This is a genomic window from Variovorax sp. YR750, assembly GCF_900109805.1.
Taxonomy (GTDB): Bacteria; Pseudomonadota; Gammaproteobacteria; order Burkholderiales; family Burkholderiaceae_C; genus Variovorax; species Variovorax gossypii.
In genome coordinates this window covers 486,200-500,902 of record NZ_FOBJ01000004.1, presented here as the reverse complement: position 1 = coordinate 500,902, position 14,703 = coordinate 486,200, and the positions used below count along the sequence as shown (strand labels likewise).

At 66.8% G+C, this 14,703-nt stretch carries 12 protein-coding genes; 6 read left to right on the top strand and 6 right to left on the bottom strand.

The window, feature by feature from the left end; all coding sequences use genetic code 11:
* Window positions 1–94 precede the first annotated feature (94 nt).
* Both BMY35_RS11570 and BMY35_RS11565 read right to left on the bottom strand, forming a co-directional pair.
* The gene (locus BMY35_RS11570; RefSeq protein ID WP_093198367.1) at window positions 95–1,081 is read right to left on the bottom strand and encodes an ornithine cyclodeaminase family protein; all 987 of its coding nucleotides are present in this window, start codon (window positions 1,079–1,081) and stop codon (window positions 95–97) included.
* Between the two features lie 60 nt (window positions 1,082–1,141).
* Window positions 1,142–1,450, bottom strand: a complete 309-nt coding sequence (locus BMY35_RS11565) for a hypothetical protein (protein ID WP_093198364.1) — start codon at window positions 1,448–1,450, stop codon at window positions 1,142–1,144.
* Between the two features lie 173 nt (window positions 1,451–1,623).
* On the opposite strand from BMY35_RS11565, the gene secA reads away from it, so the two are divergent.
* From secA to BMY35_RS11535, 6 genes are all read left to right on the top strand, one after another.
* Window positions 1,624–4,410, top strand: a complete 2,787-nt coding sequence (gene secA / locus BMY35_RS11560) for a preprotein translocase subunit SecA (RefSeq protein ID WP_093198362.1) — start codon at window positions 1,624–1,626, stop codon at window positions 4,408–4,410.
* Window positions 4,411–4,575: 165 nt separating this feature from the next.
* Entirely contained in the window at window positions 4,576–5,805 is a 1,230-nt protein-coding gene (argJ, locus tag BMY35_RS11555) for a bifunctional glutamate N-acetyltransferase/amino-acid acetyltransferase ArgJ (protein ID WP_093198360.1), read from the top strand.
* Window positions 5,802–6,677 carry an ATP-binding protein gene (locus BMY35_RS11550; protein WP_093198358.1) on the top strand — a complete coding sequence of 292 codons (876 nt, stop codon included), beginning with the start codon at window positions 5,802–5,804 and terminating at the stop codon, window positions 6,675–6,677. The genes argJ and BMY35_RS11550 overlap by 4 nt, the downstream gene beginning before the upstream one ends.
* On the top strand, window positions 6,674–7,135 hold the full coding sequence (locus BMY35_RS11545) for an NUDIX domain-containing protein (RefSeq protein WP_093198355.1): 462 nt from the start codon (window positions 6,674–6,676) through the stop codon (window positions 7,133–7,135). The genes BMY35_RS11550 and BMY35_RS11545 overlap by 4 nt, the downstream gene beginning before the upstream one ends.
* Before the next feature lie 7 nt (window positions 7,136–7,142).
* The gene (locus tag BMY35_RS11540) at window positions 7,143–9,128 is read left to right on the top strand and encodes an acyltransferase family protein (protein ID WP_093198353.1); all 1,986 of its coding nucleotides are present in this window, start codon (window positions 7,143–7,145) and stop codon (window positions 9,126–9,128) included.
* Between the two features lie 39 nt (window positions 9,129–9,167).
* Window positions 9,168–11,138 carry an acyltransferase family protein gene (locus BMY35_RS11535; protein WP_093198350.1) on the top strand — a complete coding sequence of 657 codons (1,971 nt, stop codon included), beginning with the start codon at window positions 9,168–9,170 and terminating at the stop codon, window positions 11,136–11,138.
* An 11-nt stretch (window positions 11,139–11,149) separates the two neighbouring features.
* Here the strand turns inward: BMY35_RS11535 and BMY35_RS11530 are convergent, their stop codons facing one another.
* Genes BMY35_RS11530 through BMY35_RS11515 form a run of 4 tightly spaced genes read right to left on the bottom strand, consistent with a single transcriptional unit; the run spans window position 11,150 to window position 14,674 of the window.
* Window positions 11,150–11,362: a DNA gyrase inhibitor YacG gene (locus BMY35_RS11530; protein WP_093198347.1), complete on the bottom strand. Its 213-nt coding sequence runs from the start codon at window positions 11,360–11,362 to the stop codon at window positions 11,150–11,152.
* Window positions 11,359–12,114, bottom strand: a complete 756-nt coding sequence (zapD, locus tag BMY35_RS11525) for a cell division protein ZapD (protein WP_093198345.1) — start codon at window positions 12,112–12,114, stop codon at window positions 11,359–11,361. The genes BMY35_RS11530 and zapD overlap by 4 nt, the downstream gene beginning before the upstream one ends.
* Window positions 12,115–12,144: 30 nt before the next feature.
* Complete coding sequence (locus BMY35_RS11520; protein ID WP_093198342.1) at window positions 12,145–13,179, bottom strand: hypothetical protein; 1,035 nt, start codon at window positions 13,177–13,179, stop codon at window positions 12,145–12,147.
* Between the two features lies 1 nt (window position 13,180).
* On the bottom strand, window positions 13,181–14,674 hold the full coding sequence (locus tag BMY35_RS11515) for an MBOAT family O-acyltransferase (RefSeq protein WP_093198340.1): 1,494 nt from the start codon (window positions 14,672–14,674) through the stop codon (window positions 13,181–13,183).
* Window positions 14,675–14,703 lie beyond the last annotated feature (29 nt).

Genomic DNA, 14,703 nt, shown 5'->3' with positions numbered 1-14,703 from the left:
CTTCCCCCGGCATTAAAAAATTCACGCTTTCAATGCCAGGGAGCCGCGGTGCCGGGCAAGGCGCGACGCGTCTTCCCGTTGCGCACGCGCAGCGTCACCAGGGCCAGGCGATGCGCGTGCCGATGCCGGTTTCGGCCGCGCGCGCATGCAGCAGGCGCGCGACGGTCAGGTCCTGCAATGCGAGGCCCGTCATGTCGAAGACGGTGATGTCTTCGCGTGCGCGCTCGAAGCTTTCCCTGCCGCTGAGCAGGTCGCCCAGTTCGATGCAGGCGGTGTCGGGTGCCCATTGCGTTTCGCCGATCTGCCGTGCCTGCGTGCGGTCGTCGACGACGAGGCGTGCCCGTTGCAGAAGGCCCTCGGGGAGTTCGCGCTTGCCGCGGGTGTCGGCACCGACGCAGTTGAGGTGCGTGCCGGGCTGCACGGCATCGAGATCGAACAGCGCGCCGCCGCCCGGGGTGGCGGTGATCACGATGTCGCTGCGGGTCACGGCGGTGTTGCGGTCCGTGGCCGGCGCGATGTCGCAACGGCTGGCGAAGTGGGCTTCGAATGCGGGATTGCGCAGGCCGTTCGAGCTCACGTAGAGAACCTCGCGCAGAGAGGGCACGAGGCGCAGCGCGAAGTCGAGCTGGATGCGCGCCTGCACGCCGGTGCCGAAGAGGCACAGTCGCGTGCTGTCGGCCCGCGCGAGCCGCTGCAGGCCGAGCCCGCCGGCCGCGCCCGTGCGCACGGTCGTCACCGTGTTGCCGTCGATCACGCACAGCGGCCGACCGGTTGCCGGGTCGATCAGCATGATCGTCGCCTGATGGGGCTCGCCGCCGCGTTGCCGGTTGGCCGGCCAGAAGCCGGCCGCCTTGAAGCCGAGCAGGCCCTGGGCCTGCACGTCGCCCGACTTGATGCCGAACACGCCGCCGGTGCTCAGCGGCTCGCGCACTACCGGGAAGACGCGGCCCTCGCGCTCGCTGTGCAGCACGAAGGCCTCTTGCACTGCCTGGAGCACTTCGTCGGGGGAGAGGAGGGCGTCGACCTGGGTCTTGTCGAGCAGCAGGAGCCGGGCGTCGGCGGGCGCGGTGAAGGTTGTCATCTGGAAGTATTATCTATCTCCAGACAAAAAATCAAAAATCGACTGGGTCAGCCGATGCCGTCAGCGCCCCGTGTGCACCTTGATCCGAATCGTCGCCACGTTCCAGCCCCGGTTCCTGAGCCGGGTGACGAGCATTGGCGACAGCTGGCGCAGCTTGGCCGCCGCGGCGCTGCCCTTGACCAGCAGGCACCAGACGTCGCCCTCGGCCGGTCCGGCCTGGACGGCTGGGCGCATGGCCGGCGGGATCAGGCCTTCCACGGCCTTCAGCCGCTCGGTGGTGTCGCGCGCACGCGCCATCAGGCTGCCCAGCGTGGGGGCGCCTTCCGCAGCTTCCTGCAGTGAAATGGCGGGGGGAAGTCGGCGATACATGGGTAATACAGGGGTCAGAAACAAGACAGCTAAAATGCCCGGTTTGCCGGCGCTCGCGCTGGAAAAAGGCCGCTTGCTTTCATTGAAAGCGCGCCCAACTGCTTTCACCATATCTTAGGGAATCCGGTCGAAGTGCCTGCCGTATCTCATCAGGCGCCCGCCCATCTCCACCCATGGCAACCAACTTCCTGACCCAGATTTTCGGCAGTCGCAACGATCGGCTGCTCAAGCAGTATCGCAAGACGGTGGAACGCATCAATGCGCTCGAACCCGAGTTCGAGAAGCTCAGCGACGACGCACTGCGCGCCAAGACCCAGGAGTTCAAGGACCGCATCGCCAAGGGCGAAACCCTCGATGCCCTGTTGCCCGAAGCCTTCGCCACGGTGCGCGAAGGCTCCAAGCGCGTCATGAAGATGCGCCACTTCGACGTCCAGCTGCTCGGCGGCATGGCGCTGCACAACGGCAAGATTTCCGAAATGCGCACCGGCGAAGGCAAGACGCTGACCGCCACGCTGCCGGTGTACCTGAACGCGCTGTCGGGCAATGGTGTGCACGTGGTCACGGTGAACGACTACCTCGCCAACCGCGACGCGACCTGGATGGGCCGCCTCTACAACTTCCTCGGTCTCACGGTGGGCATCAACCTGCCGCAGATGCCGCGCGAGGAAAAGCAGGCCGCCTACCGCAGCGACATCACCTACGGCACGAACAACGAGTACGGCTTCGACTACCTGCGCGACAACATGGTCTACGAGCCGGGCGACCGGGTCCAGCGCAGGCTGAACTACGCGATCGTCGACGAGGTCGACTCCATCCTGATCGACGAGGCCCGCACGCCGCTGATCATCAGCGGCCAGGCGGAAGACCACACCGATCTCTACCTCGCCATCAACAAGGTCGTGCCGCTGCTCAAGAAGCAGGAAGGCGAAGCCGATCCGCGCACGGGCGAGGGCGTCACGGTGCCCGGCGACTTCACGGTCGACGAGAAGACGCACCAGGTGTTCCTGACCGAGGACGGCCACGAGAACGCCGAGCGCCTGCTCAGCGAGTTCAAGCTGCTGCCCGAGGGCGCGTCGCTCTACGATCCGGCCAACATCACGCTGATGCACCACCTGAACGCGGCGCTGCGCGCCCGTCACCTGTACCACCGCGACCAGCATTACGTGGTGCAGCAGGGCGAGGTGGTGATCGTCGACGAGTTCACCGGCCGCCTCATGACCGGCCGCCGCTGGAGCGACGGCCTGCACCAGGCCGTGGAAGCCAAGGAAGGCGTGGAGATCCAGGCCGAGAACCAGACGCTGGCCTCCATCACCTTCCAGAACTACTTCCGCCTGTATTCCAAGCTCGCCGGCATGACCGGCACGGCCGACACCGAGGCCTACGAGTTCCAGGAGATCTACGGCCTCGAGACCGTCATCATTCCTCCGAACCGCACGAGCAAGCGCGAAGACCAGCTCGACCGCGTCTACAAGACGACGCGCGAGAAGTACGAGGCGGCCATCCAGGATATCCGCGAGTGCTACGAGCGCGGCCAGCCGGTGCTGGTGGGCACCTCGTCCATCGAGAACTCCGAGATCATCGACGGCCTGCTCACCCAGGCGGGCCTGCCGCACCAGGTGCTCAACGCCAAGCAGCATGCGCGCGAAGCCGACATCGTGGCGCAGGCCGGGCGTACGAAGATGATCACCATCGCGACCAACATGGCCGGCCGCGGCACCGACATCGTGCTGGGCGGCAACATCGAGAAGATGATCGAGGCCATCGAGAACGACGAAGGCCGCGACGAGGCAGCCAAGCAGGCCGACATCGCCCACATCCGCGCCGAGTGGAACAAGGACCACGAGTTCGTGAAGTCGCTCGGCGGCCTGCGCATCATCGCCACCGAACGCCACGAGTCGCGCCGCATCGACAACCAGCTGCGCGGCCGTTCGGGCCGCCAGGGCGACCCGGGCTCCTCGCGCTTCTACCTGAGCCTGGACGATCCGCTGATGCGCATCTTCGCGGGCGACCGCGTGAAGGCGATCATGGACCGCCTGAAGATGCCCGACGGCGAAGCCATCGAGGCCGGCATCGTCACGCGCAGCATCGAGAGCGCGCAGCGCAAGGTCGAGGCGCGCAACTTCGACATCCGCAAGCAGCTGCTCGAGTACGACGACGTGTCGAACGACCAGCGCAAGGTGATCTACCAGCAGCGCAACGACATCCTCGACGCAGCCGACCTCACGGCGCAGATCGCCGCGCTGCGCGAAGGCTGCTTCATCGACCTCGCGCGCCAGTACGTGCCGGCCGAATCGGTCGAGGAGCAGTGGGACCTGGACGGCCTCGAGAACAGCCTCTTCACCGAGTGGGGCATCGACATGCCGCTCAAGAAGGAAGTGGAAGCCTCCGAAGCCATCGCCGACGAGGACATCGTCGAGAAGGTGCTCAAGAGCGCCAACGAGACCTTCGACGCCAAGGTCGCGCTGATCGGCCAGGAGAACTTCACCCAGTTCGAGCGCATGGTGCTGTTGCAGAGCATCGACACCCACTGGCGCGAACACCTGGCCTCGCTCGACTACCTGCGCCAGGGCATCCACCTGCGCGGCTACGCGCAGAAGCAGCCCAAGCAGGAATACAAGCGCGAAGCCTTCGAGCTCTTCGGCCAGCTGCTCGATTCGGTCAAGAACGAAGTCACCCGCCAGCTCATGACGGTGCGCGTGCAGTCGAGCGAGCAGCTCGAGCAGGCCGCCGAAGCGATGGAAAGCCGCGGCGAGAACGTCTCGAACATCACCTACTCGGCGCCGACCGAGACGGGCGAGGTCGAGGTCCGCGTCGACGAGGAAAACCAGCGCCGCATCGCGGCAGCCGGCCTGGGCGCGCTCAGCGCGGAAGCCGCGGCCTTCGCCCGCGTCGGCCGCAACGACCCTTGCCCCTGCGGCAGCGGCAAGAAATACAAGCAGTGCCACGGCAAGCTCACCTGAAGTAAACATACTCCCCCGGGCTTGCCGCACTTCGTGTGGCCGCCAACCCCCTCGCCGGGGGCGATACCGGCGGCCCGGCAAAGCCGGTTCCGCGGTGTCCCTGGCGACGAAAAGTGCGTCTTGTCGGTGCCGATGAAAATTGATACGCAAGAAGGAATAAGTGCCATGCCCGTGAACCTGTCAGCCCCTGATCCCGCCGCCTTGTTCGCGGTGCCCGGCGTCCGCATCGGCGTGGCCGAAGCGGGTGTGCGCAAGGCCAATCGCAAGGACCTGACGGTCGTGCTGATCGACGAGGGTTCGGCTGTCGGCGGCGTGTTCACGCAGAACCGCTTCTGCGCCGCGCCGGTGCAGGTCTGCCGCGATCACCTGGCAGCGAACCACGGCATCCGGGCGATGGTCATCAACACCGGCAATGCCAATGCCGGCACCGGCGAAGACGGCCTGATGCGCACGCGCTCCACCTGCATCGCGCTGGCGCGCAAGCTGGAGATCTCGCCCGAGCAGATCCTGCCGTTCTCCACCGGCGTGATCATGGAGCCGCTGCCCGTCGACCGAATCGAGGCGGGCCTGCCCGCCGCCCTGGCCGATGCCAAGGAGGACAACTGGGCGCGCGCGGCCGAAGGCATCATGACCACCGACACGATCCCCAAGGCGTTCAGCCAGCGGGCGCAGGTCGGCGGCGTCACCGTCACCATCACCGGCATCAGCAAGGGCGCCGGCATGATCCGCCCGAACATGGCGACCATGCTGGGCTTCCTGGCGACCGACGCGAAGATCGATCCGTCGCTGATCCAGCCGCTGGCCAGGCTGCTGGCCGATGCCTCGTTCAACCGCGTGACCATCGACGGCGACACCTCGACGAACGACTCCTTCGTGGTCATCGCGACCCAGAAGGCCACGAACGCGACCATCACCTCGCTCGACTCGGCCGACGGCAAGGCGCTCGTGGCCGCCATGCAGGACGTGGCGCGCAAGCTGGCGCAGGCCATCGTGCGCGACGGCGAGGGCGCGACCAAGTTCATCACCGTGCAGGTCGAAGGCGGCAAGGACGCCGCCGAGTGCAAGCAGGTGGCCTACGCCGTGGCGCACTCGCCGCTGGTCAAGACCGCGTTCTACGCCAGCGACCCGAACCTGGGCCGCATCCTGGCGGCCGTGGGCTATGCAGGCATCGCGGACCTCGACCAGACCGGCATCGACCTGTTCCTGGACGACGTGCATGTGGCCGTCAAGGGCGGACGCAATCCGTCGTACCGCGAGGAAGACGGCCAGCGCGTAATGAAGCAGAGCGAGATCACCGTGCGCATCGGCCTGGGCCGTGGCAAGGCCAGCGAAACCGTGTGGACCTGCGACTTCAGCCACGAATACGTGACGATCAATGCCGACTACCGGTCATGAATGAGCAGTTCCAGAAGCTGATCGAACGCGCCGAACAGCTCATCACCCGCATCGAATCGATTCTTCCGCAACCGCTGGCGGAGCCCGCCGACTGGAACGCATCCATCGCCTGGCGCTACCGCCGCCGCAGCTCGGGCCACGGTGTGCTCGAGCCGGTGAAGCACGTGGCTGCGATGTCGCTCGACTCGCTGAAGGAAATCGACGTACAGAAGGAAAAGATCGCGCGCAACACGCAGCAGTTCGTCGAAGGCAAGCCGGCCAACAACGTGCTGCTGACCGGCGCGCGCGGCACGGGCAAGTCGTCGCTGATCCGCGCCTGCCTGCAGACCTATGCGCCGCAGGGGCTGCGGCTGATCGAAGTGGACAAGGCCGAGCTCACCGACCTGCCCGATATCGTCGAGGTGGTCTCGCAGCGGCCCGAGAAGTTCATCGTGTTCAGCGACGACCTGAGCTTCGACGAGGGCGAGCCAGGCTACAAGGCGCTGAAGTCGATCCTCGACGGCTCCATCGCCGCATCGACGCCCAACGTGCTGATCTACGCGACCAGCAACCGGCGCCACCTGCTGCCCGAGTACATGAAGGACAACCTTTCGTACACCCACACCGAGGACGGCGAAGTCCATCCCGGCGAGGTGATCGAGGAAAAGATCTCGCTGTCGGAGCGCTTCGGCCTCTGGGTGAGCTTCTATCCCTTCAGCCAGAACGAATACCTGACGATCGTGGGCCAGTGGCTCTCGTCGTTCGGCGTGGACGAGGCCGCCATCGCGGCGGCGCGGCCCGAGGCGCTCGTGTGGGCGCTGGAGCGCGGCTCGCGCAGCGGCCGCGTGGCCTACCAGTTCGCGCGCGACTACGCGGGGCGGAGCAAGGCGTGAGCGAACAAGCCCGCAAGCACACGGAGGTCGCGGTCGGCGTGCTGATCCGCCTGGCCGACGACGCGCTGCTGCTTTCCACGCGGCCCGAGGGCAAGGCCTATGCGGGCTTCTGGGAGTTTCCCGGCGGCAAGATCGAGGCGGGCGAGACGGTCGAAGAGGCGCTGCGGCGCGAGCTGCAGGAAGAACTCGGCATCACCATCGACGGCGCCGAGGTCTGGAAGGTCACGGAGCACGACTACCCGCACGCGCTGGTGCGCCTGCACTGGTGCAAGGTCACGGCCTGGAGCGGCGAATTCGAGATGCGTGAAGGCCAGCGCATGGCCTGGCAGCAGCTGCCGCTGGACGTGACGCCGGTGCTGCCGGGCGCGTTCCCGGTGCTGCAGTGGCTGTCGGAAGAGCGCGGCCTGCCGTTCGTGCCGCCGCCGGTGGTCGCGCCTGCCGACGCGCCGGCAAACTGATCGCTTGATGCATCCCAAGTACCGTCCGGACATCGACGGCCTGCGTGCAATCGCCGTGGGCTCCGTGCTGGTGTATCACGCGTTCCCGACGGCGCTGATGGGCGGCTTCGTCGGGGTCGACATCTTCTTCGTGATCTCGGGCTTCCTGATCACGACCATCATTCTCCAGAGCCTCGCGGCGGGCGATTTCAGCTACCGCGACTTCTACGCGCGGCGCATCCGGCGGATCTTCCCGGCGCTGATCGTGGTGCTCTTCGCCACGCTGTGCGCGGGCTGGTACCTGCTGCTGTCCGACGAGTTCGCCGAGCTCGGCAAGCAGACGGTGGGCGGCGCGGCCTTCGTCGCCAACCTGGTGTTCTGGGGCGAGTCGGGCTACTTCGACACGGCTGCCGAAACCAAGCCGCTGCTGCATTTGTGGTCTCTGGGCATCGAGGAGCAGTTCTACATCTTCTGGCCGCTGCTGCTGGGGCTCGCCTGGCGCAAGGGCTGGCCGATCGTGCGCGTGGTGCTGGCGGTGGCGGCGGTCTCGTTCGTGGTGAACGTGACGACGGTGCACCCGCTGCCGGCGGCATCGTTCTACTCGCCGGCCTCCCGTTTCTGGGAACTGATGGTGGGCGGCATCCTGGCCTGCATGCGGCTGAAGCCGCCAACGCCGAGCGCCTGGCGCAGCCACCTGCAGTCGGTGCTGGGCGTGGGGCTGATCGTGCTCGGGCTGGTGATGATCCGCAGCAACAAGGCCTTTCCGGGCTGGTGGGCGCTGCTGCCCACGCTGGGCGCCGTGAGCTGCATCGCCGCGGGGCCGAACGGCGTGCTCAACAAGTACCTGCTGTCGAACCGGGTGATGGTGTGGATCGGGCTCATCAGCTATCCGCTGTACCTGTGGCACTGGCCGCTGCTGGCCTTCGTGCGCATCGTGGAGGCCGATCCGCTGCATCCCTCGCCGGTCTACCGCGCGGGCGCGATGGTGGCCAGCGTGCTGCTGGCCTGGGGCACGTACCGCTTCGTCGAGCGCCATACCAGAAGCCGCGCCGGCTCGGGCATCCTGAAGGCACTGGGCGTGGGCATGGTGCTGATCGCCGCACTGGGCACCGCGATCTTCTTCGGCGCGCCCGGGCCCCGCAACAACAGCGAGCGGCTGCAGATCGTCGCCAATGCCACGCTGGATGCCGACTACTACGCGGGCTTCAAGCTCGACCAGATCGGCGAGCAGCTGGTCTACAAGACCGGGGGCGGGCCGAAGCGCGTGCTCTTCGTGGGCGACAGCCACGTGCAGCAGTACGCGCCGCGCATCATGGAGCTGTCGCGCACGCTGTCGATGCCCGACAAGTCGGCCTGGTTCGTGACCCAGGGCGCGTGCCCGGCGGTGCCGGGCGTGTACGCGGACAAGAACATCGGCTGCGCCGAGCGCCGCGACGCCATGCTGGCCTATGCGATGGGCCCGGAAATCGATTCGGTGGTCATCGGCGGCTGCTGGAACTGCTATTTCGTCGGCCGTGGCGCGCTGGAGTACTACTACCGCGGGCCCGACAAGCAGGTACATCCCTTCCAGGGCGGCGACGGCATCGAGCGCTCGCTGGCCTCGCTGGAAGCCACGCTGCGCGAGCTGGCGCGCCACAAGAAGGTCTTCCTGCTGCTCGACAACCCCGGCGGCCCCGAATTCACGCCCAAGCGCCTGATCGAAGGCAGCCGCCTGACGCACATGGAGGCCATGACTTCCGCGCCGACGGCACCACTGCCGGCCGACCAGAAGCAGCTCAACGACCGCCTGCGCGCCATTGCCGAGGCGAGCGGGGCGGAGCCGATCGACGCGATGGCGGTGCTGTGCAAGGACGGCAGCCATTGCCTGGTCACGCTGCCCGACGGTGCCCCCGCATACAAGGACGCCGACCACCTGCGCCCGCGCTACACGCGCGAAGAGGCGAGCTACTTCGACCGCACCGTGCGCAGCGGGTCCTCGCCCGCCGCGGCTTCGGCGCAGCAGCCGTCGCGCTGAGCGGACCCCGCCGGCCGACCGATCGACCAAGACGCGACCATGCATCCCAAGTACCGCCCGGACATCGACGGCCTGCGAGCCATCGCAGTCGGCTCGGTGCTGGCGTACCACGCTTTCCCGAGCCTGCTGCCGGGTGGCTTCATCGGCGTCGACATCTTTTTCGTGATCTCGGGCTTCCTGATCACGACCATCCTCCTGCAGAGCCTGGCGGCGGGCGACTTCAGCTATCGCGACTTCTACGCGCGGCGCATCCGGCGGATCTTTCCGGCGCTGGTGCTGGTGCTGCTGGTGACGCTGGCCTTCGGCTGGTACGTGCTGCTGCCGGGCGAGTTCTCGCAGCTGGGCAAGCAGACCACGGGCGGCGCAGCCTTTTTCGCCAACCTAGTTTTCCTGGGCGAGGCCGGCTACTTCGACGCCACGGCAGAGACCAAGCCGCTGCTGCACCTGTGGTCGCTGGGCATCGAGGAACAGTTCTACATCTTCTGGCCGCTGATGCTGGGGCTGGCCTGGCGCAAGCGCTGGCCGATGCTGCGCGTGGTGCTGGTGGTGGCCGTGATCTCCTTCCTCGTCAACGTGCTGACGGTGCAGGCGCACCGCGCGGCGGCGTTCTACTCGCCGCTGTCGCGCGCCTGGGAGCTGATGGCGGGCGGGCTGCTGGCGGCGATGCGGCTGCAAGCCGCCGCTTCGGGAGCGGCAGATTCGCGCCCGTGGACGAAGCACCTGCAGTCGATCGTCGGCATGGCGCTGCTCGTGCTGGGCCTGGTCATGACGCGCAGCACGAAGGCGTTTCCGGGCTGGTGGGCGCTGCTGCCGGTGCTGGGCGCGGTGAGCTGCATCGCGGCCGGGCCGAACGGCGTGCTCAACAAGTACCTGCTGTCGAACCGGGTGATGGTGTGGATCGGGCTCATCAGCTACCCGCTGTACCTCTGGCACTGGCCGCTGCTTTCGTACGCGCGCATCGTGACCGGCGGAGAGCCGCCGCTGCAGCTGCGCATCGTGCTGGTGGTGGCGTCGGTGGTGCTGGCCTGGGCCACGTATCGTTTTCTCGAGCGCTTCGTCAAGCTGCACCTTTCGCAGGCGATGCTGCGCGGGCTGGCGGGCGCAGGTGCGGCGCTGGCGCTGGCCGGCGTGCTGGTCTTCCTGGGCGCGCCATCGCCGCGCCACGACAGCCCGGCGCTGCAGGCGGTGGCCGACGCGACGCGCGAGGACAACTACTACGGCGGCTTCGAGGAGTCCGCGCTGGGCGACCAGTTCGTCTACCGCGCGGGTAACGGCAAGCACAACGTGCTGCTGATCGGCGACAGCCATGTCGAGCAGTACGCGCCGCGCGCACTCGAACTGGTGCGCACGCAGTCCGACAAGGCACGCACCGTGTACTTCGCGACCAAGGGCTCGTGCCCGCCGGTGCCGGGCCTGTTCAGCGGCCCCGACACCGGCTGCGACGAGCGGCGCAAGGCGGTGCTCGACCTGGCGCTCAAGCCGGAGATCGATTCGGTGGTGCTGGGCGCCTGCTGGAGCTGCTATTTCACCGGCGCGGGGCCGACGGTGAACTACTTCGTCGACGACCGGAAGGCGGTGCATCCGTTCATCGGTGGCGACGGCATCGACCGGTCGCTCGAGTCGCTGGGCCAGGTGCTGAAGCGCCTGTCGGCGAAAAAGACGGTCTACCTGGTGCTCGGCAATCCGGTGGGCATGGATTTCGACCCGCTCGGGCAGATCCAGGGCAGCCGGCTGGGCGGGATGACGGCAGCCTCCGGGCAGGCCGGGGCGCCGATGCCGGCGGACCAGGCGCAATTCAACGAGAGGTTGAAGCAGGTGGCGCTGGCCAACGGCGCACGGGTCATCGAGCCCTTTGCCAGCCTGTGCGCCGATGGCCGTTGCCTTCGCAGCATGCCCGACGACGGTTCGCCGGCGTACAAGGACATCGGCCATCTCCGGCCTCGCTACGCGCGCAGCTTCGCGACGTACATCGACCCGGCGCTGCTCGACGACGGCCCGGCCGGGAAGTAAGCAGCAAGCAGCTACTGGATCTTGGGATCGCCGAAGGGTTCGTCGTCCGGCGGCGCCTCGGCCGGCATGCGGAATTCCTCGCTGGCCCACGCGCCCAGGTCGATGCCCTTGCAGCGGGCGCTGCAGAAAGGCCGGTAGGCGTTGCTCGGCGCGTAGACGCTGTCGCCCCCACAGGTGGGGCAGCGGACGATGCGCTCGCCCTTGCTGTTCACCTGCGTCGTCATGCGCAGAGGGTCAGCTCGAAAGGCGCGTCCTCCGAGCTCTGGTGCAGGCGGTCGTCCTTGTCGTGACGCATGAGGCGCACCGAGACCATGAGGCGGTTGCCGCTGATTTCAGGGATGAGGCCCAGCTTGGGGTCGATGCGCAGGCGCAGCAGCTGGAAGCTGCGGCCCTGGGGCAGGTTCTGCTGGAACTGGCCGTTGACCGCGATCACCTTGTAGGGCACGTCGGCGTCGCGCAGCAGCTTGAGCAGCAGGTAGATCGACGAGGCCAGGGGCGAAAGCGTGTTCGACCAGCGTTCCAGGTCGGCGCGACGGCTGGCGACGGGGCGGTGCTGCCAGGCGTAGTAGGCGGGCAGGTCGAACTCGCAGGTGCCGCCCGGAATGCCGGCGCGGCTGCGGATGCTCATGAGCCACTCGTTCTCGGTCAGCGCCTGGCCCGCCTTGCCGGCCACGCTGTTGAGGGTGGCGAAGTTGCCTTCGAGCTGGCCGACGACCTGGTCGAGCACGGCCTCGGCGATGGCCGGATTGCCGCGGTAGCTGTTGAAGACGTTCTTGTGCTTGTCCAGGTCGCGCAGCACGTCGGCCTTGAGGTCGGCGCGCGCGGCGACGTCCATGATCTCGAAGATCGTGACCAGGGCGTAGTGGTGGGACAGGGGGGACTCGGCCGGCACCAGCTCGCCGAGGCGGCGGAACAGGTGCTCGAGCCGCAGGTACGTGCGGATGCGCTCGTTGAAGGGGTACTCGTAGAGGATCACGCGTATCGGTTTTTCACGTCGGGTTCGGGCTCATTGCGTCTTGGCGACCGGTGGCGGAAACACCTCGCGCACAGCCTCCAGCATACGCTGCCCGAAAAGAATGTAACCCCGGGTCGACACGTGGGTCTCGTTGGCGGGGAAAAGATCCTTCATCTTGAAACGGTTCTGTTCCGCCAGGGCGAACAGGTCAGGGCCGATATTTTGCGGGTTGAACGCGGCGCGGAACGCATCGGCATGGTTTTGTTGCAAATACACGCTGGTCTTGTTCGGCACCACCATCCACACCACCTTGTAGGGCGCGGCGGTGCTCTCGAAGCGCTTCATGAACTGCGCCGATTCGGCCGTCAGCGCATGGTTGACGCGGTCTTCGGCGGTCATCAGCAGCTTGTCGCAGGCGCGGTGGCTGAACTGCTTGCAGCCCTCGGGCACCACGCGGGCGTCGATCAGCGGGCCCCAGCGGTCGGGCGTGTTGGTCCAGCTGTCGGAGGCCAGGATTTCCTTCGTGTTTTGATATGTCAACCAGCCGCTGAGCAACTGGGCGTCCCAGTTGAGCTGGAAGCCGGGGGCGGGCCTGGACGGGTTCTCGAAGGGCGGTGGCGTCGGCTTGAAGGCGTGCTTCATGGTCTTGCACGACTGCGATTTCTCGATGCGGTCGTACAGCAGGCGCTCGATGCTCTCGACGATGACTACCTTGCCCTTGAAGCCCGACTTCTCGAGCCAGCCGGAGAAGTCGTCGCAAACGACGCCGCCGAGGTTGTCCCAGTGCGTGGTCGTGACCTTGTAGCCCGCGCCTACGAGGGACGACTGCCATGCATAGCGCACGGAGAAGCTGTCGCCGATCACGAGAATGTCGGATTCGTTGATGGGCCAGGTCTTCACATCCGCGTCGGGGATGGGCGGCGGCGGCTCGTGCCAGCCGAATTCGCGTTCGGAGATGCGCCCGATACGGGTCAGGTCGCCGTAGGGGATGGGCGTGAAGAGGCTGACCAGCAGCAGTGCGCAGCACACCAGGTAGCCGGCGGCGAAGATGCGAAGCCAGGTCCTGGCCGATTTCGTGTCTTCCATGTCAGAACTGGAAATAGAGGAAGGGGCTGTAGCTGCCGAACTTGGACACGCACAGGCCAAAAAGATAGACGCAGCCCAGGCCGGTGATCCAGGTAGCCAGGCGCTGCAGGCGCGGGCGTCCGGCCAGGCCGGCGACGCTGGGAATCCAGCGGTCGAGCGTGATGGTGGGCGGCAGCGCCAGGCAGATCACGATGCCGACCAGGAGCGTCTGGAAGAACTCCGGCTTGCGGAACGGCACGCGGAACTCGCTGAAGGCCGACACGGGGGCGCCGTGCATGCCCAGCATGCCCTTGTAGATCTCGATGGCGGCCGTCATGCTGTCGGCGCGGAACACGACCCAGGCGATCATCACGCAGACGAAGGTGATGAGCCAGCCGATCACGCGGCCGTACCAGGTGGTTTCGGTCCTGCCGCGTCGCACCTTGGCATTCCAGAAGTGGTTGACCATCAGGTAGAAGCCGTGCAGCGCGCCCCAGATGACGAAGGTCCAGGCGGCACCGTGCCACAGGCCGCCCAGCAGCATGGTCAGGAACAGGTTGATGTAGCGGCGCGCCGGGCCCTTGCGGTTGCCGCCCAGCGGCACGTAGAGGTAGTCGCGCAGGAAGGTCGACAGCGAGATGTGCCAGCGGCGCCAGAACTCGATCATGTTGGTCGACTTGTAGGGCGACCTGAAGTTGAGCGGCAGCTGCACGCCCACGCACAGCGACAGGCCGACGGCCATGTCGGAATAGCCCGAGAAGTCGAAGTAGATCTGCAGCGTATAGGCCAGCACCCCGAACCAGGCCGTGTAGAGCGAGGGCATCACGCCTTCGTGCACGCCCTTGAACATCATGTCGGCGTACTGGCCCATCGGGTCGGCGATCAGCATCTTCTTGGCCAGGCCGAAGACGAAGATGCCCAGGCCCAGCGCGATGTTGTTGGCGTTGATCCTGTAGGTGGCCGGGCTGTTGAACTGCGGCATCATCTGCGCGTGATGCAGCACGGGGCCCGCGATCAGGTGCGGGAAGTAGGTCACGAACAGCACGTAGTGGATGAAGCTGCGCTCGTGCACCTTGCCCTGCCAGCAGTCGACCAGGAAGGCGATCTGCGTGAAGGTGTAGAACGAGATGCCGATCGGCAGCACGATGTGCACCAGGTCGATCTGCGGCAGGCCCGCGGCGGCCAGGCCGGCGTCGACGTTCTCGAGGAAGAAGTTGGCGTACTTGAAGACGGCCAGCACCCCGAGATTGACCACCAGCGCGATGATCAGGAGCGTCTTGCGGTGCTTGTCTTCCCGGCCCGGGGAGGGGGTCAGCCTCAGCCCGAACCAGTAGTTGACGCAGATCGATCCCAGCAGCAGGGGCAGCGCCTTGACGCTCCACCACCCGTAGAAGAAGAGGGACGCCAGTGCCAGGAAACCCGCCGCCGACCGGGGACTGCGCGCGCCGATCAGGAAGAAGCCGATCAGGACCAGCGGGAAGAAGACGAAGATGAAGGGATACGAATTGAAAAGCATCGTGAGGGGCGCTTGGGCGTGCGCCGTTT

Excerpts from the sequence above, each read along its gene's own strand:
- BMY35_RS11570 (WP_093198367.1), bottom strand. The coding sequence starts at position 1,081 with ATGACAACCTTCACCGCGCCCGCCGACGCCCGGCTCCTGCTGCTCGAC.
- BMY35_RS11565 (WP_093198364.1), bottom strand. The coding sequence starts at position 1,450 with ATGTATCGCCGACTTCCCCCCGCCATTTCACTGCAGGAAGCTGCGGAA.
- secA (WP_093198362.1), top strand. The coding sequence starts at position 1,624 with ATGGCAACCAACTTCCTGACCCAGATTTTCGGCAGTCGCAACGATCGG.
- argJ (WP_093198360.1), top strand. The coding sequence starts at position 4,576 with ATGCCCGTGAACCTGTCAGCCCCTGATCCCGCCGCCTTGTTCGCGGTG.
- BMY35_RS11550 (WP_093198358.1), top strand. The coding sequence starts at position 5,802 with ATGAATGAGCAGTTCCAGAAGCTGATCGAACGCGCCGAACAGCTCATC.
- BMY35_RS11540 (WP_093198353.1), top strand. The coding sequence starts at position 7,143 with ATGCATCCCAAGTACCGTCCGGACATCGACGGCCTGCGTGCAATCGCC.
- BMY35_RS11535 (WP_093198350.1), top strand. The coding sequence starts at position 9,168 with ATGCATCCCAAGTACCGCCCGGACATCGACGGCCTGCGAGCCATCGCA.
- BMY35_RS11530 (WP_093198347.1), bottom strand. The coding sequence starts at position 11,362 with ATGACGACGCAGGTGAACAGCAAGGGCGAGCGCATCGTCCGCTGCCCC.
- BMY35_RS11520 (WP_093198342.1), bottom strand. The coding sequence starts at position 13,179 with ATGGAAGACACGAAATCGGCCAGGACCTGGCTTCGCATCTTCGCCGCC.
- BMY35_RS11515 (WP_093198340.1), bottom strand. The coding sequence starts at position 14,674 with ATGCTTTTCAATTCGTATCCCTTCATCTTCGTCTTCTTCCCGCTGGTC.